An 18,432-nucleotide genomic window follows, 5' to 3' on the forward strand; every position below is an offset into this window, starting at 1 on the left:
AAGCGGCGCGAGGTGCGCCGCTTTGTGTTACTTCAGGTAGCCCGCCGAGCCGAACCAGTCGAGCGCATCGCGCAGCCCTTCGCGATACGGGCGCGCCCGGTAGCCGAGCTCGCGCTCGGCCTTCGCGGACGTGAAATACATCTTGTTCTTCGACATCCGCAGCCCGTCCACGGTGACGAACGGCTCCTTCTTCGTGAACTTCGCGACCGCTTCGGCGCCCACCGCGAGCGGATACAGCGGCCAGCGCGGCAGCGCGATCGTCGGCGCCTTGCGGCCCGTCATCTGCGCGATGTCCGCGAGCATCTGCTGCAGCGGCAGGTTCTCGCCGCCGAGGATGTAGCGCTCGCCGATCCGGCCGCGCTCGAGCGCGAGGAAGTGGCCGTGCGCGACGTCGTCGACGTGCACGAGGTTCAGCCCCGTATCGACGAACGCGGGAATCTTGCCGAGCGCGGCCTCGACGATGATGCGGCCGGTCGGCGTCGGTTTCACGTCGCGCGGGCCGATCGGCGTCGACGGATTGACGATCACGGCCGGCAGCCCTTCGTCGGCGATCATCCGTTCGACCGCGCGCTCCGCGAGCACCTTGCTGCGCTTGTAGACGCCGATCGCCTGCTCGGCCGTGAGCGGCCGGTTCTCGTCGGACGGGTCGCCGGCGCTCGTCACCTTCAGCGTCGCGACGCTGCTCGTGTAGACGATCCGCTCGACGCCTTCCGCGCGGGCCGCGCGCATCGTCGCGACCGCGCCTTCGAGGTTCGCGCGCTCGATCTCGTCGGGATCGGGCGCCCACAGCCGGTAGTCGGCCGCCACGTGCAGCAGGTAGCGCACGCCGCGCAGCGCGGCGCGCATCGACGCCTCGTCGCGCATGTCGCCGGTGACGATCTCGGCATCGAGATCCGCGACGTTCGTGCGCGGACTGGTCGGGCGCACGAGCACGCGCACCGCATAGCCTTTCTGCTGCGCGATGCGCGCGACGGCCGAGCCGACGAAACCGGACGCGCCGGTGACGAGAACGAGATCGCGGGAAGTATCAGTCATGCGTTTCCTTCTGGGCCGCGCGGGCGGCGCGGCGGTTGGGCATCGGCGAGATTGTACGTGGTCGGCGTGCGCGGCGACGCCCGGCCGGCGCGTGTGCGAAGCGGCCGACGCGACTACAATGCCGGGCTTGAATGCAACGGGAGGGCGACGCGATGAGCCGCAATGAACTGGACGAACGGATCGAGACCTACTACGTGCGGGTGCGCGGCGTCGTGCAGGGCGTCGGCTTTCGTCATGCGACGGTGCGCGAAGCGCATGCGCTGAAGCTGCGCGGCTGGGTCGCGAATCTCGAGGACGGCACCGTCGAGGCGATGATCCAGGGGCCCGGCGCACAGATCGACCGGATGCTCGCGTGGCTGCGTCACGGGCCGCCCGCCGCGCGCGTGACCGAGGTGACGTTCGAGGAACGCCGCACCGAGAAGCGCTTCGAACGTTTCCAGCAGCAGTAAGGGGCACACGACGATCATGACGGGGTATCCGGAGGCGGGGCGCGGCCTGATGCTGTCGGTGATGGCATCGACGCTGTTCGCGCTGATGTCGGCTTACGCGAAACTGCTCGCGCCGCTCACGGGGCTCGACATCTTCGCGTGGCGCATCCTCTGGACCGCGCCGGGCGCGCTCGCGCTGATCGCGCTGCGCGGCCGCTGGCCGGCGCTCGTCGCCCTCGCCGCGCGCGGTGCGCGCGACTGGCGCCTGCTGATCGCGCTGCCGGCGAGCGCGGCGCTGCTCGGCGTGCAACTGTGGCTGTTCCTGTGGGCGCCGCTGCACGGCCGCATGCTCGAAGTGTCGCTCGGCTATTTCCTGCTGCCGCTGACGATGGTGCTCGTCGGCCGCTTCTACTATCGCGAACGGCTCGACCCGCTGCAATGGGCGGCGGTCGCCTGTGCGGCGCTCGGTGTCGCGCACGAGGTGTGGGCGACGCGCGCGTTCGCGTGGCCGACGCTGGTCGTCGCGCTCGGCTATCCGCCGTATTTCGTGCTGCGCCGGCGCATCAGCGCCGATTCGCTGGCCGCGTTCGCGATCGAGATCGTGCTGCTGTGCCCGGTCGCGTTCGCGATGGTCGCGGCGAGCACGACGCGTGTCGCCGGCCATCCGCTGCTGTGGGCCGCGCTGCTGCCGGGGCTCGGCATTCTCAGCACGCTCGCGCTCGCGAGCTACCTGAAGGCGAGCCGCATGCTGCCGATGGCGCTGTTCGGGATTCTCGGCTACGTCGAGCCGGTGCTGCTCGTCGTGGTGTCGCTGCTGCTGCTCGGCGAAACGCTGAGCGTCGCGCAGCTCGCGACGTACGGGCCGATCTGGGCTGCCGTCGCGCTCACCGCGTGGCACGGCGCGATGCTGATGCGGCGCCTGCCCGCGCGCGGATAACGGCTTCGTCGCGATGCGCGGGCCGTGCGGAAACGTGCCGCGCATCGCGTGCTTCATCGACCGTCGAACGGCGCCCGTTTCGCTGCGGAATCCCGCCGAATCCAATCGGTACCGACCGGCAACCGACGCCGCGCTGACGCGAATCTGGCGACGCCGCCAGCTTCGTTGCGCCACGCTCGCGCTTGTAATCGAAGAGAAGATTCAGTTGCATTTTGTTACTTAGGGTCTCCGCTGATCGGCCATTAGACTGACCTGACCGACTTCCCTTCGTATGCAGATTTTCGATGAACGGTCATCTCCGTGCCTGGCCAGCCGGGTTGGCGCGATACGGGCATACGCGTATCGCCGCCGATCGCGTTCGCCTGCTTGTTCCCGATCCCCTCCCCGGTGCGCGTTGCACCGCCGCCGTACAGGTGCGCTCATGTCGTTGAGCCCGCTGCATTCCACTACGGTGCAGCCGCCGCGCAGCGGCCGCCTGATCGAAATCGATTTCTTCCGCGGGCTGGTGCTGTTGATGATCGTCGTCGATCACATCGGCGCGAGCGTGCTGTCGCGCGTGACGCTGCACGCATTCGCGCTGTGCGATGCGGCCGAGGTGTTCGTGTTCCTCGGCGGCTTCGCGACCGCGAGCGCGTACGGCGCGATCGCCGAGCGGCACGGCGCGCGCGCCGCGCAGCAGCGGTTCGTGCGGCGCGCGATGCAGATCTACCGCGCGTTTCTCGCGACGTCGACGCTGATGCTCGTCGTGTCGGCGGTGCTCGACCACTACGGGATCGATGCGCCGAACCTCGCGCTCGACGACGTCAGCGTGATGCTCGCGTCGCCGCTCACGGGGCTCGCCGAGCTGCTGACGTTCCAGCGCCAGCCGTATCTCGCGTCGGTGCTGCCGATGTACGTGCTGTTCGCGCTTGCGTCGCCGGTGCTGGTGCCGTTCGCGCGGCGCCATCCGTGGCCGCTCGTCGCGCTCAGCGTCGCGTCGTGGCTCGCGGCGGCCTGGCTCGGCCCGGAGCTGCTGGATACCGATGGCTTCCGCTGGAGCTTCAACCCGTTCGCGTGGCAACTGATGTTCGTCGCCGGCGTGCTCGCGCGCTGCCAGCCGTTCTACCGGCGCATCGCGCTCGGCCGCTGGGGCGCCGCGGCGACCGGGCTCGCGTGCGCGATCGTGCTCGGTTGCGCGAGCTACAAGCTGTTCTCGGGGCTGCCGGTGCCGGAAGGCGTGTTCAAGCGCGATCTCGCGCTGCCGCGCGTCGTGAGCTTCGCGGCCGTCGCGTGGCTGATGGCCGATTGCGTGCGCTTCGGCTGGATCGCGCGGATCGCGCAGGGCGTGCGGCCCGTCGTGGCGGTCGGCCAGCGCGGGCTGGTCTGCTTCGTCGCGGGCGCGGCGATCTCGCTCGTGATCGATTCGCTGCTGCATCCGGTCGTGCGCGGCGCCGATCTGCGGCATGTCGGCGTGGGCCTCGTGGCCGACGCGTGCGCGCTCGGGCTGATGATGGCGGTGGCCGGTTCGGGAACGTGGATCGCGCGATGGCGCGGCGCGGCGGCGTAGGCGCGCGGAAGTGGCGTATGCGGCGCGGCAGGCGCCGCGCGGCGTCAGTGAGGTGAGCCGATACGGGAGCGGGGCGTGGCGGTGGCGTCGTCGGGTTCGGCGTCGTCGCGTTCGTCCTGCGCCGGCTCGTCGCGCTCCGCGAGCACCGCGTCGGCTTCGGCCGCGGCCCGGGCGGCGCGCATCGCGGTGCAGCGTTGCGCGTGCCGGATGTCCGACAGGATCCTCAAAAGCCGCGTCGTCTTGCTTTTCATCGTGTTCTCCCGCCAGTGCGCATCTCGCGAAGCGGATGCGTTGCCTGCAACCAGTGTAGGACGCGTTCGCGTTTCTGGCGGGAGAATGTGGCGTGCACGCCGCACGCCGAGGGATAGTCCTTACTGCGCGGCGGCGGCGGCCTGCGCCTGCAGCGCTTCTTCGCGGCGCTCGTCCGTGCAGCGCTGATGCTGGCGCGACAGGCGGTTCATCAGCGGCAGCAGCAGCAGCGCGAGCAGCATGCCGATCGCGGCGAGCCAGCCGAGCTTCTCGAACAGCGACAGGTAGAGCGGCAGCGATTCGGTGGCCGGCAGGTCGTGCGACGGCATCTGCGCGAAGTTCGCGACGACGCTGCCCAGATACTGCGACACGCCCGTCGCGACGAAATACGCGCCCATCATGAAGCCGCTCATGCGCGCCGGCACGTAGCGGGCGATCATCGCGAGGCCGAGGCCGCTCACGAGCAGCTCGCCGAGCGAGTACAGGCCGTAGCCCCACACCATGAACCACGACGACACGCGGCCGTCGACCGCATAGCGGCCGCTGATCGTGAACACCAGGTAGCCTGCGGCGACCGCACCGAAACCGAGCGCGTACTTCGCGGCGACCGGCAGATCGCGCCCGCCCTTCGCGACGGCGTTGTAGACCCACACGAGCACCGGGCTCAGCAGCATGATCCAGATCGGGTTCAGCGCCTGGAACTGCGCGGCGCTCCACGTGAACAGCGTCGTGCCGAACAGCATGAAGCGCGGATCGACGTTGCGCAGCGCGAACAGCGTCAGCGACGTCGACATCTGCACGTAGAAGATGAAGAACAGGATCACCTGGCCGATCAGCACGAGCGCCGCGATCAGGCCCGCGCGCTCCGAGCGCTCCGACTTCGCGATCATGTACGCGAAGATCGCGAGGATCGCGAATGCGGCCGTCCACACGCTCGCGACCGCGAGTTGCTTGTGCTGCAGCACGTACAGCGTGACCAGCGCGAGCGCGACGCCGCCGGCCGCGACCGCGCCGAGGCGCTTCCAGCGGATCGGCTCGTCGTCCGGCTGCGAGCCGACGTGCGCGAGCGTGCGGTGCATCAGCATGAAGTTGAGGATCGCGAGCAGCATGCCGCCGCAGCAGACCGCGAACGCGGTGTGCCAGCCCCAGTGATCCTTGATCCACGGCGTCGCGAGCATCGACACCGTCGAGCCGATGTTGACCGCCATGTAGTAGATCGTGAACGCGCTGTCGATGCGCGCGTCGTCGCCTTCGTAGATGCGGCGCACGAGGTTCGCCGCGTTGGCCTTGAACAGGCCGTTGCCGACGACGATCACGCCGAGCGACGCGTACATGTACGCCAGGTGATCGTTCGGCACCGCGAGCATCAGGTAGCCGGCGCACAGCACGGACGCGCCGATGATCATCGTGCGGCGCGCGCCGAGCACCTTGTCGCCGATCCAGCCGCCGATCGACGGCGCGGCGTAGACGAGCGCGGTGAACGCCCCCCAGGTCAGGTTCGCGTGGCTGTCGGTGAAGCCGAGCCGGTCGACCATGAAGAGGACCAGGAGCGCGGCCATGCCGTAGTAGCCGAAGCGCTCCCACATTTCGATGAGGAAGACCGTCGTAAACGATCGGGTCTGTGAAACAGGTGCTTGCATCATCAATCTCGTTTGAAACGGACGGCGCGGATCGCGCGTCGCCTTGGGGTCGAACTGGCGCCGGAGCACGGTGGCCGGGTAGGCTTGGCGTCGGCGATGGAGCAGTCGGGCGGTTAGCCCGGGCCGGGGTCGAACTCCGCGTTGGAAGGCGGAGCAAGCCCCCGACCGGCGCGCGAATGGTAACGTTTGCCGGTCCGGTGCGTCGGGTCCGCGCCACTTAGGGAAACTCCCGATATGGCAGCAGCTTTCAGGAACATTTGTCTCATCATCTACTTGTAAGCTTCGCGACCGTTCTCCGCAAATTCCCGGAGAGCCGCTTGCAGCTTGCCTGTGAAGCCGGCGAGTCTGGCAAGATAGCGCGTCGTTTCGCTCGCTTCGGCCCCTGTTTAGTGCACCGGGCTCAACGCCGAAAGCGTGTACGAAACCGAAGATTAAGCTATCTCTAATTAACTTAGTTACTTTCCATCAAACATTTTTTGACGACCACTTTTCGGCCTGCTATGGTTCCCCCCACTGAAAACTCGCGATCGGCAGACGCTGTCGCACTGGGCAGCAAGATTCGCGCGTTGCGCCAACGTCTGAAGCGCACGCTCGACGACACCGCTACCGCCGCGGGGATTTCGAAGCCGTTTCTGTCTCAAGTCGAGCGCGGGCTCGCGTCGCCGTCACTGACGTCGCTGGCCGGTATCGCCCACGCGCTCGGCGTGACGGTGCAGTACTTCGTGGATACGCCGAGCGAGGAACGCTCGGTGTGCCGAGGCGATCAGTTGCGCTTCTTCGGGTTTGCCGATTCGGCGAACCTGTTCGCGCGACTGACGAACGTGTCCGAAGGGCGCCAGCTGGAGGCGATCCTCGTGAGGATGCCGCCGGGGCAGAAGCGGTCGGAGGTGACGACACATGCAGGAGAGGAGTTCCTGTACGTGATTGAAGGGGAAGTGTCGCTGACGCTGGAAGGCAAGACGTTCGTCCTGCAGGCCGGGGACAGTTCGCACTATCAGTCGACGGTCCCGCACAGCTGGGTCAACACCGCGAAGATCGAGTCGGTGGTGGTCTGGGTCGGTACGCCGCGGCTGTTCTAACGCACGGGTATTCCTTCGTTTCTTCGACGGGATGCCCGTCGAAAGAAATGTAAGGAATACTAACATGCAATACGAGAACCACGGGCCTCCCCGATCGCTGCACCCGTCAGCGTCTCACGCGTAAGCCGCGGCATCCGCCGCGCGACGCCCACCGAACCACCTTCTCAAGACCGCCACGATGAAATCCTTGCATGCCATGTCGGCCGTGCTGGCCGCGCTCGCCCTGACGACGCCCGCCGCCCACGCCGTGACCGTTCCGTCCAACGTCGCGCTCGCTCCCCAACAGGACCTCACGCGCCAGGTGCCGGCCGAAGTCGAGTCGCTCGACCCGGCGCACATCGAATCGTGGACCGGCAACACGATCGGCCTCGACCTGTTCGAAGGGCTCGCGCGCATCGACGCGGCCGGCCAGATCGTGCCGGGCGTCGCGCTGTCGTGGGAACGCAAGACGCCGCAGACCTGGATCTTCAAGCTTCGCCACGACGCGAAGTGGAGCAATGGCCAGCCGGTGACGGCCGCCGATTTCGTCTACTCGTGGCAGCGCCTCGTCGATCCGAAGACGGGCTCGAAGTACACGATCCTCGTCGAGTTCATCAAGAACTCGAAGGACATCATCGCCGGCAAGGCCGCGCCGTCGACGCTCGGCGTGCGTGCGGTCGACCCGTACACGCTCGAGGTGACGACCGACGTGCCCGTCGCGTTCTTCCCCGAACTGACCGCGATGGCGCCGCTCGCGCCGGTGAACAAGGACGTGGTCGCGAAGTTCGGCGACGCGTGGACGCGCCCGGGCAACATCGTCAGCAACGGCGCGTACCAGCTCGCCGACTGGCAGCCGAACAACCGCATCGTGGCGACGAAGGACGCGAAGTACTGGAACGCGTCGAAGGTCGTGATCAACAAGGTCACGTACCTGCCGATCGAAAGCGACGAAACCGCGATGCGCATGTACCAGGCCGGCCAGATCGACTACAGCTACTCGATCCCGTCGGGCATCTTCCAGCAGGTCAGCAAGCAGTTCGGCGGCGAGCTGCGCCAGGGCCTGCAGCTCGCGACCTACTACTACTACCTGAACAACAGCGACGCGGCGCTGAAGGACAAGCGCGTGCGCCAGGCGCTGTCGATGGTGATCGATCGCGACGTGCTCACGTCGAAGCTCACGCAGGCCGGCGAGAAGCCGATGTACGGGCTGATGCCGAACGGCACGAAGGGCGTGCAGCAGCCGTTCACGCCGGAATGGGCGTCGTGGCCGATGGCCAGGCGCGTCGCGGCCGCGAAGGACCTGCTGAAGCAGGCCGGCTACTCGGACGCGAAGCCGCTGTCGTTCACGCTCACGTACAACACCAACGACCTGCACAAGAAGGTCGCGCTATTCGCCGCGTCGGAGTGGCGCACGAAGCTCGGCATCAACACGAAGCTCGAGAACGTCGAGTTCAAGGTGCTGATGAAGCAGCGGCACGACGGCAAGGTGCAGATCGCGCGTGACGGCTGGTTCGCCGACTACAACGACGCGATGACCTTCTTCGACCTGATCCGCTGCGGCAGCGCGCAGAACACCGTCGGCTACTGCAACAAGCAGGTGGACGCGCTCGTCGAGGAAGGCAACCAGAAGCTCGACGACCAGGCGCGCGCCGCGCTGCTCACGCAGGCGCACGACATGGCGATGAAGGACACGCCGATGGTGCCGCTGTTCCAGTATTCGGCCGACCGTCTCGTGAAGTCGTACGTGGGCGGCTATTCGCTGAAGAACGTGATCGACATGCGCGCCTCGCAGGACATGTACCTGATCAAGCACTGAGCGGAGCGATCATGCTGGCCTACGCATTGAGGCGCACGTTGTGGGCGGTGCCGACGATCCTCGCGGTCATCACCGTCTGCTACCTGCTGCTGCACTTCACGCCCGGCGGCCCGTTCGATACGGAGAAGCAGTTGTCCGCCGCGACGCTCGCGAACCTGAACGCGAAGTACCACCTCGACGAGCCGCTGTGGAAGCAGTACCTGCTGTATCTCGGCTCGCTGCTGCACGGCGATCTCGGCCCGTCGTTCCGCTACGTCGACTGGTCGGTCAACGATCTCGTGAAGAAGGCGCTGCCCGTGAGCCTCGGCGTCGGCGGCGTGTCGATCCCGATCTCGATCGTGCTCGGCGTGCTGCTCGGCACCGTCGCGGCCGTGCGCCGCGACAGCGTGATCGACCGCTTCGTGATGCTGATCGGCAACTTCGGCAACGTCGTGCCGCCGTTCGTGCTCGGCCCCGTCATGGTGTGGATCTTCGCGATCCTGCTGAAGACGTCGGAAGGCAACGGCTGGCTGCCGGCCGGCGGCTGGGGCGACGGCGGCTGGCGGTACCGGCTGCTGCCGATCGCGCTGCTGACCCTCATCAACGTGTCGCTGCTCGCGCGCGTGATGCGCGGCTCGATGATCGAGACGCTGTCGAGCAACTACATCCGCACCGCGCGCGCGAAGGGCCTGCCGGGCTCGACCATCGTGCTGCGCCACGCGCTCAAGCCCGCGCTGATGCCGGTCGTGTCGCTGTTCGGCACGGTCTGCATCACGTCGATCACGGCGGCCGTCGTCACCGAATCGGTGTTCGCGCTGCCGGGCCTCGGGCAGCTCGTCGTGAACGGCGCCATCAACCGCGACTACACGCTGGTGCTCGGCCTCGTCGTGCTGACGACCGTCTTCGCGGTGCTGTTCAACCTGCTGGTCGACCTCGCGTACGCGTGGCTCGATCCGCGCATCCGTTATTGAGCGAGGCACAGCGATGACCCCGACCACTCCCGTCGTCGGCCTGCCCGTGCAGACCGATTCGCCGCCGCGTTCGCGCTCGCCGCTCGAGCTGGCGTTCGCGCGCTTCCTTCACAACCGTGCGGCCGTGTTCAGCCTCGTGCTGCTCGCGCTGATCACGCTCGCGTGCTTCGTCGGCCCGTGGCTGCTCGCGGCCGATCCCGCCGCGAGCGACTGGGCCTCGATCAGCCTGCCGCCGACCTGGGCGAACCAGCACTGGTTCGGCACCGACGAGCTCGGCCGCGACCTGCTCGTGCGCACGCTGATCGGTGGCCGCGTATCGATCGAGGTCGGCCTGCTCGGCACGCTCGTGTCGGGCCTGTTCGGCGTCGCGTGGGGCGCGACCGCCGGCTTCGCGGGCGGCCGCGTCGACGCCGTGATGATGCGCGTCGTCGACATGATGTACGCGATCCCGTACCTGCTGATCGCGATCCTGATGATGACCCTGTTCGGCCGCTCGTTCATGCTGGTCGTGCTGACCATCAGCGCGTTCTCGTGGATCGACATGGCGCGCGTCGTGCGCGGCCAGACGCTGTCGCTGCGCAACCGCGAGTTCGTCGATGCGGCGCGCGCGATCGGCGTGTCGCCGGCGTCGATCGTGCTGCGCCACGTCGTGCCGAACCTGCTCGGCGTGGTCGTCGTGTACGCGACGGTCTCGGTACCGAACATCGTGCTGACCGAATCGGTGCTGTCGTTCCTCGGCCTCGGCGTGCAGGAGCCGATGACGAGCTGGGGCGTGCTGATCCAGGACGGCGCGCAGAAACTGGAATCGATGCCGTGGCTGCTGCTGGCCCCGGCCGTCATGCTGTGCGTGACGCTCTACTGCGTGAACTTCGTCGGCGATGGCCTGCGTGACGCGCTCGACCCGAAGGATCGCTGAAGATGGCCGCTCTGTTGGAAGTTGAAAACCTCGGCGTGCGCTTCACGCGCAAGGATGCGCCGCCGATCGACGCCGTGAACGGCGTGTCGTTCTCGCTCGAAGCCGGCAAGACGCTCGGCATCGTCGGCGAATCGGGCTCGGGCAAGAGCCAGACCGTGATGGCGCTGCTCGGCCTGCTGGCCGGCAACGGCACGACGACGGGCGCCGCGCGCTACCGCGGCGACAACCTGCTCGACATGGATACGCGCGCGCTGAACGCGGTGCGCGGCGACCGCATCGCTATGATCTTCCAGGATCCGATGACGTCGCTCAATCCGTTCCTGACGATCGAGCGGCAGATGACCGAGACGCTGCAGCTGCATCGCAAGCTGTCGCGCAAGGAAGCGATCAAGCGCGCGATCGAGGCGCTCGAATCGGTGCGCATTCCCGACGCGGCGCGCCGCATCCGCATGTATCCGCACGAGTTCTCGGGCGGCATGCGTCAGCGCGTGATGATCGCGATGGCGCTCTTGTCCGAGCCGGAAATCCTGATCGCCGACGAGCCGACCACCGCGCTCGACGTGACCGTGCAGGCGCAGATCATCGACCTGCTGCGCGAGCTGAACCGCGAGCGCGGCACCGCGATCGTGCTGATCACGCACGATATGGGCGTGGTCGCCGGCCTCGCCGACGACGTGATGGTCATGTACGCGGGCCGCACCGTCGAATACGCGCCGGCCGACTCGATCTTCGCGGCGCCGTCGCATCCGTACACGATCGGCCTGCTCAACGCGCTGCCGCGCCTGACCGATGCGGACGATGCGCCGCTCGTCGCGATTCCCGGCAACCCGCCGATGCCCGGCACCGCGCCGGCCGGCTGCGCGTTCGCGAAGCGCTGCACGTATGCGGAAGAACGCTGCGGCGCCGAGCGCCCGGCGCTCGAAACCTATGGCGCCGCGGGCGCGGTGCGCGCGTGCCACCGGCCCGTGGCCGATTTGATCGGAGGTCTGCGATGAGCGTCGATGAACGCCGCCAAGCCGGCGCGACGGACGACACGCTGCTGTCCGTCGACAATCTGAAGGTGCATTTTCGCGTGCCGCTCGGCGGCTATCCGTGGTCGCCGAAGGGCACGCTGCGCGCGGTCGACGGCGTGTCGTTCGACGTGAAGCGCGGCGAGACGGTCGGGCTCGTCGGCGAATCGGGCTGCGGCAAGTCGACGCTCGCGCGCGCGTTGATCGGCCTCGTGCCGATGACGGCCGGCACCGTGAAATGGCGCGACCAGGCCGTCGCGCCCGATCACCTGCGCGGCACCGCGATGCGGCGCGAAGTGCAGATGATCTTCCAGGATCCGCTCGCGTCGCTCGACCCGCGCATGACGATCGAGCAGGTCGTCGCGGAGCCGCTCGTCACGCATCACGCGGGCCTCGGCCGTACCGAAGTGCGCCGCCGCGTGATCTCGATGCTCGAACGCGTCGGCCTGAACGCGCATCACCTGCTGCGTTATCCGCATGAATTTTCCGGCGGGCAGTGCCAGCGCGTCGGCATTGCGCGCGCGCTGATCAGCGAGCCGAAGCTCGTGATCTGCGACGAACCGGTATCGGCGCTCGACGTGTCGATCCAGGCGCAGATCGTGAACCTGCTGCGCGATCTCCAACGCGAACTGTCGTTGTCCTATCTGTTCGTCGCGCACGACCTGGCGGTGGTGAAGGCCATCAGCCAGCGCGTGCTCGTGATGTATCTCGGCCGCGTGATGGAGTTCGGCACGCGGCATGACGTGTACGGCGTGCCGCAGCACCCGTACACGAAGGCGCTGCTCGATGCGGCGCCGACGCCGGAGCCGGCGCGCGAGCGTGCTCGCCGTCCGATGCTGCTGGCGGGCGAGATGCCCTCGCCGCTCAACCCGCCGTCCGGCTGCGCGTTCCGCACGCGCTGTCCGGTCGCGATCGACGCATGCGCGCGGGACGTGCCGCTGCCGGAAGTGCGGCAGGGGTCGGCGGCGCGCGTCGCATGCATCCGCGCGGGCGCGGCGTGCTGAAGTGACACAGCAAACATAACCAAGGCAGGTCAACAGGGGTAGGTGCGGCGCGAACGATCTTCGCACCGCGGGTACAGGCGCGTCCTTGGCGGGGCTCGCCGGGGGGCTGGGAGCGGATCGCGACCGGCGTGGACGATATCAACACAAGACGAGAATTATTACGATGAAAAAGCAGAAGACGATCGGGACGGCATCGAAGATGCTGCTTGCATGGGGACTGCCGGCGCTCGCCGGCGTCTCGCTGACGGGCGTCGCGCACGCCGACGACGCGGCCCCCGCGCCGCTGACGGTCGCGCAGGCCGCGCCTGCCGCCGGCTCGGGCGCGGCCGTTGCGCAGGCAACGACCCCGAACGCCATTGTCAATGCCGAGGCCAGCCAGGCCGTCACGCCGCCCGACGAGCCGTCGGCGCAGTCGAAATCGAACGGCTTCATCGCCGACAGCCATCTCGACTTCCTGTTCCGCAACTATTCGGACATCCTCGACAACAAGGGCGGGCCGCATCGCCATGCGTGGGTTCAGGGCGTGATGGCGAACTTCGAGTCCGGCTATACGGCGGGCCTGATCGGCTTCGGCGTCGACGCATCGCTGTACGCGGGCCTGAAGCTCGACGGCGGCGCCGGCGCGGGCAACATGGTGCACGTGGCGAAGGGCGGCGGCGGGTCGAACCAGCTTGCATGGGCGTACCCGGGCATCTACGACGTGAAGGCGCGCATCTCGAACACGGTGGTCAAGTACGGTCTGCAGGCCGTCGACAACCCGTTCATGGAGCAGCACGACAACCGCGCGCTGCCGCCGACGTTCCTCGGTGCGACGATCGTCAGCAATGAATTCAAGAACGTGATGCTCGAGGCCGGCAGCTTCACGAAGACCGACGCACGCGGCCATACGACGCTTACCAACCTGACGACGCAATACGGCGGCACGCGCGTGAACCGCCTGACCTACGTCGGCGGCACGTGGGACTACTCGCCGAACGGCGAGGTCGCGCTGTACGCGAACCAGGCCGACGACGTGTGGCACCAGTACTACGCGTCGGTGAAGCACAGCATCGGCAGCCCGCAGACGATCAAGTGGACCGGCTTCGGCAACGTCTACTCGACGCACGACACGGGCGACGCGCTGCAAGGCAAGATCAACAACAACGCGTACAGCCTGTCGCTGGCGGCGCAGCACGGCCCGCACGAGCTGCTGGTCGGCTTCCAGCAGGTGCTCGGCGACCAGTTCTTCGACTACCTGAACGAAACGAACGGCATCTTCCTGACCAACTCGATGGACGTCGACTACAACGCGCCGCACGAAAAATCGCTGCAGCTGCGTTACACGTTCTACGGCAAGGAAGCGGGCCTGCCCGGCTTCAAGGCGATGGTGTGGGGCGTGACCGGCTGGGGCGCGGACGGCAGCGCGGGCGCGGCGAACGACCCGAGCAAGTCGAGCATCTACTGGAGCAACGGCGCGCCGGTGCAGGGCCGTCACCACGAGTTCGGCTTCATCCCGTCGTACACGTTCCAGAGCGGCAAGCTGAAGAACACGAAGGTCACGTTCATCGCGATGTGGCACAACGGTTCGGCCCACTACTCGGACGCGACGAACACCGAGTACCGTCTGGTCGTGAACCTGCCGCTGCACGCGTTCTGACCGAAGGGGGCGCAAGGCCCCCTGTCTCGCACGGCCGGCCGGCGATCGATGCGATCAGGCCGGCTTGTGCCATCCCGCTACGGAATCGTTCGCGGCGGGCACCTCTTCCACGAGCGACGTTAGCTGGCGGCCCGTATCGCGCCACGCGTCGAGGCCGCCGCGCAATGCGAGCGCATCGGTGAAGCCTGCATCGAGCAGGCGCTTGGCCATCAGCGCGGCCGTCACTTCGTTCGGGCACGAACAATACACGACGAATTTCTGCGTGAGCGGATAGCGCGCGACGATGTCGCCGATCTGGCGCTCGTCGGCGAACTGCGCACCGGGAATCGTGAACGGGTCGAGCTTGCGGTGCTCGGGCGAGCGGACGTCGAGCACCACCGGCGCGGCGGCGTCGCGCAGCAGCATGTCGAGCTCGTCGACGCCGATCCGCGCGTTCGCGAGCTGGCGGATCAGCGCACGGCGGCGCATCCAGCGCACGGCCGCATAGACCGCGAGCAGCGCGACGATGACCAGCAGCACCGCGCGGCCGAGTTGGCTCGCGCCGGCGAACAGCCAGTCGATCTGCCGGTAGAACACGAGGCCGGCGCCCAGCCCGACGATCGTCCACAGCGCGGCGCCGAGCGCGTCGTAGCCGGCGAACGTGCGGTAGCGCGTGCCGAGCGCGCCGGCCATCGGCACCGACACGAGCGACAACCCCGGAATGAAGCGCGCGACCGCGAGCACGCGCACGCCGTAGCGGCCGAAGAAGCGCTCGGTCTTTTTCACGCAGGTATCGCGCGACAGCGACAGCCGGCAGATCGTATTCAGCGTCGTGCCGCCGTAACGCCGCCCGGCGACGTACCAGACCGTGTCGCCGACCAGCGCGCCGAGCACCGACAGCGCCACGACCGTCACGAGTTGCGAGCCGATCATCGCCGGATGCATCGCGGACATCGCGCCGAACAGCACGAGCGTCGGCATCGCGGGCACCGGCAGGCCGATGGCCGCCGCGAGCACGTTGGCGAACACGAGAAGCGGCCCGTACTGGGCGACGAGGTCACGGAGCATGACGGCTGGCCGAAAAGGAAACGCGTGGGCAGGAAAGGCGGATGGGCCGATTATCGGCCTTTTTCAACGCGGCGGCGGGAATGATGCAAAGCGCCTGACGGCGGCAGGGGAATGTGGGTGAGCCGGCGCGTTGCACGCGGCTCACCGTTCGGAATCAGGAGGGCGTACGGGCGAGCGACGCGGCGCCGTGGTTTTCGCCGGGCAGCTCGGCGCCGTGCGAGCGGATCGCCGCGATCAGTTCGGCCGGGGTGATCTCGTAGCGAACCTCGCGGTGGATGCCGGGCTTGCGTTCGTCGACCTCGATCAGCAGCACGCTCTTGCCGTCGCCGGTCGCTTCGAGCCGGAGCGAGCGCAGTTCGCGGCCGTCGGCCGCGTCGTGTTCGGTGAGCAGGGTCATTGCCCCGGATGAGCCGGTAGTGCGCATCGAACCTATCCTCGTATCGTATCGTGTCGTGGATGCCGGAGCGGCAAGGATGTCTTTGTTGAATACGGCTTGACGCAGTTTAACGCGAACGGGCCGCGACACGGGGCATTTTCGTGGGCCGGAAATGAGGGCTACACCACCGATCCTTCTGATGTTTGAGCCGCGCCGGGCGGGCGTCTGCGCCGGATCGGCCCCGGCCGGAACCGGTACTCGAACGGCGTTCGCGGCCGCCCCGGCGCGGGCGGCGCGCGCCGCGCCGCGCGTCGCCGCGGTGGCGTCAGAAGCGGTCGGCGAGCCCCATTGCCGGGTCGCTGACCGAGTGGCGGCCGGTTTCGACGCGCCCGGCCACGCGGCGCGAGAAGCTCGCGTCGCTGTCGGCGGTGACGATGAAGTCGTACCAGTAGCCGGTCGAATCGAGCTTCCAGTGCAGCTCGGACTGATCGCCGGCGCGCACCGTGACGGTCCACGTGGTGCCGGTGCCATGGCCGTTGCCCTGACCGTGACCGTTTTCGTCGCCGTGGCCATGACCATGGTCGGCGCTTGCGCCGCGGCCGGACAGCGGCCCGTAGACCTGGTTCGACTTCACCGTGAAGCGCACCGTGCCGCCGCCGTCGTTGCGCAGCCGCAGGTGGAGATTGCCGCTCGCGCCCGCATAGCCGACGCGCACTTCCGGGTGCGGCGCGCGCGCCCCGGCCAGGCGGCTCAGATCGCCGGTGAAGCGGCGGTGATAGCCGTTCGGGCCGAGCACCCACAGGTCATATTTACCGCCGTCGTCCGCGCGCGCGGCCCAGTCGCCATGCAGCGTCTTGCCCGGCTCGACGACGTAGCGCCGCGGAAGCCGGTCGAGGTGCAGCTTGTCGTAGACGTGAAACACGGCGGCCTCGCGGCCGGTGTTCGCGAACTTCAGCGTGACCGTGCCGGCGGCGGCATCGGCGCGCGCGCTCGCGTGCAGCTCGTACGGCAACGCGCGCGACGGGCGCACGCCGGTCGCCTGCGCGGGCAGCGCGGGCGTGGCGGGCGGCACGATCTTCGGCGCGGTTTGCTGCGCGGCGCTCAGCGCATCGGCCTGGCTTTTCGTCGTGCGGCCCGCGAGCGTCGGCAGCGGCTCGTCGTTCGGCGTGCGGAAGTTGAACGCGCTCGTCAGGTCGCCGCACACCGCGCGGCGGTACGCGCTGATCTGCGGCTCCGCGACGCCGAAGCGCTTCTCGAGGAAGCGCAGCGTCGACGTATGGTCGAACACCTGCGAGTTGACCCAGCCGCCGCGGCTCCACGGCGACACGATCCACATCGGCACGCGCGGGCCCGGGCCGTACGGACGGCCGTCGCTGGCCGGCTGGCTCGACGTGGCCGGCGTGAAGTCGTGGTACTCGACCGCGACGTCGGCGGCCGACAGCGTATGGCCGCCCGCGAGCGTGCCGTCGGCGTTGCGCGACGGCACGGCCGGCGACGGCATGTGGTCGAAGAAGCCGTCGTTCTCGTCGTAGTTGACCAGCAGCACGGTCTTGCTCCAGACCTCCGGGTTCGCCGTCAGCGCGTCGAGCACGGCCTGCACGTACCAGCCGCCCTGCGCGGGGCTCGACGGCCCCGGGTGCTCGCTGTACGCGGACGGCGGGATGATCCACGACACTTCCGGCAGCTTGCCGTTGCGGATGTCGTCGCGCAACGTTTCGAGGAAGCCGTATGGCATCGTGTTGCCGAACCCCTTCGCGAGCGGGCTCAGCGGATCGTCGATCGCCGGATCGTAGAACGCGCCGGCCGCCGTCACCGGCTGCGTGATGTCGGTCGACGCGACGTACGTGGGCCGGCGCGCGGCCGGCATCTGCTCGATCGCCGCGCGCCAGTGGCGGAAGCTCATCATCTCGTTGCAGCCGAAGTTGTCGATCAGGCTCTGGTAGACCTTCCAGCTCACGCCGGCCTGTTGCAGCCGGTCGGCGTACGTCGTCCAGGTCCAGCCCTGGCTCGACGGGCCGATGTCGTTGCCGCCGTTGAACTGGTTGTTCAGCGCGGCGATCTTCACGCGGCTGCCGTCGGCCGGGCTGATGCCGTTCGGGCCGTTGGTGCCGCTCCAGTAGAACAGGCGGTTCGCGATCGTGCCCGTGTGCATCCCGCAGTGGTAGTGGTCGCACAGCGTGAACGCATCGGCGAGCGCGCGCTGGAACGGCACTTCGGCCGCGTCGTAATAGCCCATCGACAGCGGCGTCTTGGTGTCGGGCCAGCGGTTCATCCGGCCGTGATCCCACGCGGCCTGCGCATCGGCCCATGCGTGCGGCGTGCCGCCCGCGCGCTGCGCGTTGCCCTGGCGCGCGTCGAGGTGATACGGCGTCACGGTCGCGGCGGGCGTCACCTTCGTGTACGACTGGTAGAACACGTCGCGACCGTTCGGCGACGGCACCGCGAAGCGGTCGCCATAGCCGCGCACGCCCTTGAACGTGCCGAAGTAGCTGTCGAACGCGCGGTTCTCCATCATCAGCAGCACGACGTGCTTCACGTCCTGGATGGTTCCCGTTTCGTGGAAGGCGGGAATGGCGAGCGCGCGGCGAATGCTCGGCGGAAACGCGGACAGCGCGGCGGCGGCGAGGCCGGAACCGGCGGTCTGCTGAAGGAATTTGCGGCGTGACGTCATGGCGTTCGGATCCTGTGAAGGTGGGAGCGTTCGTGAGTTCGTCTGGCGGTGCCCGGGTGTCGTCCCGCCACGGGACGGTCCGCGATGCTTGCGCGTTCGGGGCGTCGGCCGCG

Annotated in this window: 16 protein-coding genes; 10 read left to right on the forward strand and 6 right to left on the reverse strand. The window is 68.2% G+C overall.

Translation table 11 applies throughout. From position 1 onward, the window contains the following. Positions 1-27: 27 nt before the first annotated feature. Positions 28-1,035 carry a hopanoid-associated sugar epimerase gene (gene hpnA / locus C5F75_RS31985; protein ID WP_011353724.1) on the reverse strand — a complete coding sequence of 336 codons (1,008 nt, stop codon included), beginning with the start codon at positions 1,033-1,035 and terminating at the stop codon, positions 28-30. Between the two features lie 152 nt (positions 1,036-1,187). Between hpnA and C5F75_RS31990 the strand changes: the two genes are divergently transcribed. From C5F75_RS31990 to C5F75_RS32000, 3 genes are all read left to right on the forward strand, one after another. Next, positions 1,188-1,484 carry an acylphosphatase gene (locus tag C5F75_RS31990; protein ID WP_006480292.1) on the forward strand — a complete coding sequence of 99 codons (297 nt, stop codon included), beginning with the start codon at positions 1,188-1,190 and terminating at the stop codon, positions 1,482-1,484. Between the two features lie 16 nt (positions 1,485-1,500). Next, the gene (gene rarD, locus C5F75_RS31995) at positions 1,501-2,400 is read left to right on the forward strand and encodes an EamA family transporter RarD (protein ID WP_059644386.1); all 900 of its coding nucleotides are present in this window, start codon (positions 1,501-1,503) and stop codon (positions 2,398-2,400) included. A 421-nt stretch (positions 2,401-2,821) separates the two neighbouring features. Next, the gene (locus C5F75_RS32000) at positions 2,822-3,946 is read left to right on the forward strand and encodes an OpgC domain-containing protein (protein ID WP_059581727.1); all 1,125 of its coding nucleotides are present in this window, start codon (positions 2,822-2,824) and stop codon (positions 3,944-3,946) included. Between the two features lie 44 nt (positions 3,947-3,990). On the opposite strand, the gene C5F75_RS32005 is transcribed toward C5F75_RS32000, so the two are convergent. After that, complete coding sequence (locus C5F75_RS32005; protein ID WP_059581729.1) at positions 3,991-4,197, reverse strand: hypothetical protein; 207 nt, start codon at positions 4,195-4,197, stop codon at positions 3,991-3,993. 120 nt (positions 4,198-4,317) lie between these two features. Next, positions 4,318-5,838 (reverse strand): peptide MFS transporter, encoded by a 1,521-nt coding sequence (locus tag C5F75_RS32010; protein ID WP_104013327.1) that lies wholly within the window; start codon positions 5,836-5,838, stop codon positions 4,318-4,320. A 497-nt stretch (positions 5,839-6,335) separates the two neighbouring features. Between C5F75_RS32010 and C5F75_RS32020 the strand changes: the two genes are divergently transcribed. The 7 genes from C5F75_RS32020 to C5F75_RS32050 all read left to right on the forward strand — a co-directional run bounded on the left by C5F75_RS32020 (position 6,336) and on the right by C5F75_RS32050 (position 14,225). Then, positions 6,336-6,914, forward strand: a complete 579-nt coding sequence (locus C5F75_RS32020) for a cupin domain-containing protein (protein WP_011548888.1) — start codon at positions 6,336-6,338, stop codon at positions 6,912-6,914. Between the two features lie 178 nt (positions 6,915-7,092). After that, a complete protein-coding gene (locus C5F75_RS32025) occupies positions 7,093-8,709 on the forward strand; it encodes a peptide ABC transporter substrate-binding protein (RefSeq protein ID WP_059581732.1) in 1,617 nt (538 codons plus the stop codon). A gap of 11 nt (positions 8,710-8,720) precedes the next feature. Next, a complete protein-coding gene (locus tag C5F75_RS32030) occupies positions 8,721-9,659 on the forward strand; it encodes an ABC transporter permease subunit (protein ID WP_059581735.1) in 939 nt (312 codons plus the stop codon). A gap of 13 nt (positions 9,660-9,672) precedes the next feature. Beyond that, positions 9,673-10,575, forward strand: coding sequence for an ABC transporter permease (locus C5F75_RS32035; RefSeq protein WP_059644373.1), 903 nt, complete (start codon positions 9,673-9,675; stop codon positions 10,573-10,575). A 2-nt stretch (positions 10,576-10,577) separates the two neighbouring features. Beyond that, positions 10,578-11,570 carry an ABC transporter ATP-binding protein gene (locus C5F75_RS32040; protein ID WP_059581740.1) on the forward strand — a complete coding sequence of 331 codons (993 nt, stop codon included), beginning with the start codon at positions 10,578-10,580 and terminating at the stop codon, positions 11,568-11,570. Further along, on the forward strand, positions 11,567-12,589 hold the full coding sequence (locus C5F75_RS32045; protein ID WP_181035505.1) for an ABC transporter ATP-binding protein: 1,023 nt from the start codon (positions 11,567-11,569) through the stop codon (positions 12,587-12,589). Before C5F75_RS32040 ends, C5F75_RS32045 begins: the two co-directional genes overlap by 4 nt. Before the next feature lie 163 nt (positions 12,590-12,752). Then, positions 12,753-14,225, forward strand: a complete 1,473-nt coding sequence (locus tag C5F75_RS32050; RefSeq protein ID WP_059581745.1) for an OprD family porin — start codon at positions 12,753-12,755, stop codon at positions 14,223-14,225. A gap of 54 nt (positions 14,226-14,279) precedes the next feature. Here C5F75_RS32050 and C5F75_RS32055 read toward each other — a convergent pair whose 3' ends face one another. The 3 genes from C5F75_RS32055 to C5F75_RS32065 all read right to left on the reverse strand — a co-directional run bounded on the left by C5F75_RS32055 (position 14,280) and on the right by C5F75_RS32065 (position 18,319). Next, on the reverse strand, positions 14,280-15,272 hold the full coding sequence (locus tag C5F75_RS32055; protein WP_104013302.1) for a DedA family protein/thiosulfate sulfurtransferase GlpE: 993 nt from the start codon (positions 15,270-15,272) through the stop codon (positions 14,280-14,282). A 154-nt stretch (positions 15,273-15,426) separates the two neighbouring features. After that, the gene (locus tag C5F75_RS32060; RefSeq protein WP_059581751.1) at positions 15,427-15,696 is read right to left on the reverse strand and encodes a hypothetical protein; all 270 of its coding nucleotides are present in this window, start codon (positions 15,694-15,696) and stop codon (positions 15,427-15,429) included. A gap of 277 nt (positions 15,697-15,973) precedes the next feature. Next, positions 15,974-18,319 carry a phosphocholine-specific phospholipase C gene (locus tag C5F75_RS32065; protein ID WP_104013303.1) on the reverse strand — a complete coding sequence of 782 codons (2,346 nt, stop codon included), beginning with the start codon at positions 18,317-18,319 and terminating at the stop codon, positions 15,974-15,976. Between the last annotated feature and the right edge of the window lie 113 nt (positions 18,320-18,432).

Origin of the sequence: Burkholderia anthinoferrum, assembly GCF_002925705.1 — a bacterium.
Lineage (GTDB): Bacteria > Pseudomonadota > Gammaproteobacteria > Burkholderiales > Burkholderiaceae > Burkholderia > Burkholderia semiarida.

Excerpts from the sequence above, each read along its gene's own strand:
- hpnA (WP_011353724.1), bottom strand. The coding sequence starts at position 1,035 with ATGACTGATACTTCCCGCGATCTCGTTCTCGTCACCGGCGCGTCCGGT.
- C5F75_RS31990 (WP_006480292.1), top strand. The coding sequence starts at position 1,188 with ATGAGCCGCAATGAACTGGACGAACGGATCGAGACCTACTACGTGCGG.
- rarD (WP_059644386.1), top strand. The coding sequence starts at position 1,501 with ATGACGGGGTATCCGGAGGCGGGGCGCGGCCTGATGCTGTCGGTGATG.
- C5F75_RS32000 (WP_059581727.1), top strand. The coding sequence starts at position 2,822 with ATGTCGTTGAGCCCGCTGCATTCCACTACGGTGCAGCCGCCGCGCAGC.
- C5F75_RS32005 (WP_059581729.1), bottom strand. The coding sequence starts at position 4,197 with ATGAAAAGCAAGACGACGCGGCTTTTGAGGATCCTGTCGGACATCCGG.
- C5F75_RS32010 (WP_104013327.1), bottom strand. The coding sequence starts at position 5,838 with ATGATGCAAGCACCTGTTTCACAGACCCGATCGTTTACGACGGTCTTC.
- C5F75_RS32020 (WP_011548888.1), top strand. The coding sequence starts at position 6,336 with ATGGTTCCCCCCACTGAAAACTCGCGATCGGCAGACGCTGTCGCACTG.
- C5F75_RS32025 (WP_059581732.1), top strand. The coding sequence starts at position 7,093 with ATGAAATCCTTGCATGCCATGTCGGCCGTGCTGGCCGCGCTCGCCCTG.
- C5F75_RS32030 (WP_059581735.1), top strand. The coding sequence starts at position 8,721 with ATGCTGGCCTACGCATTGAGGCGCACGTTGTGGGCGGTGCCGACGATC.
- C5F75_RS32035 (WP_059644373.1), top strand. The coding sequence starts at position 9,673 with ATGACCCCGACCACTCCCGTCGTCGGCCTGCCCGTGCAGACCGATTCG.
- C5F75_RS32040 (WP_059581740.1), top strand. The coding sequence starts at position 10,578 with ATGGCCGCTCTGTTGGAAGTTGAAAACCTCGGCGTGCGCTTCACGCGC.
- C5F75_RS32045 (WP_181035505.1), top strand. The coding sequence starts at position 11,567 with ATGAGCGTCGATGAACGCCGCCAAGCCGGCGCGACGGACGACACGCTG.
- C5F75_RS32050 (WP_059581745.1), top strand. The coding sequence starts at position 12,753 with ATGAAAAAGCAGAAGACGATCGGGACGGCATCGAAGATGCTGCTTGCA.
- C5F75_RS32055 (WP_104013302.1), bottom strand. The coding sequence starts at position 15,272 with ATGCTCCGTGACCTCGTCGCCCAGTACGGGCCGCTTCTCGTGTTCGCC.
- C5F75_RS32060 (WP_059581751.1), bottom strand. The coding sequence starts at position 15,696 with ATGCGCACTACCGGCTCATCCGGGGCAATGACCCTGCTCACCGAACAC.
- C5F75_RS32065 (WP_104013303.1), bottom strand. The coding sequence starts at position 18,319 with ATGACGTCACGCCGCAAATTCCTTCAGCAGACCGCCGGTTCCGGCCTC.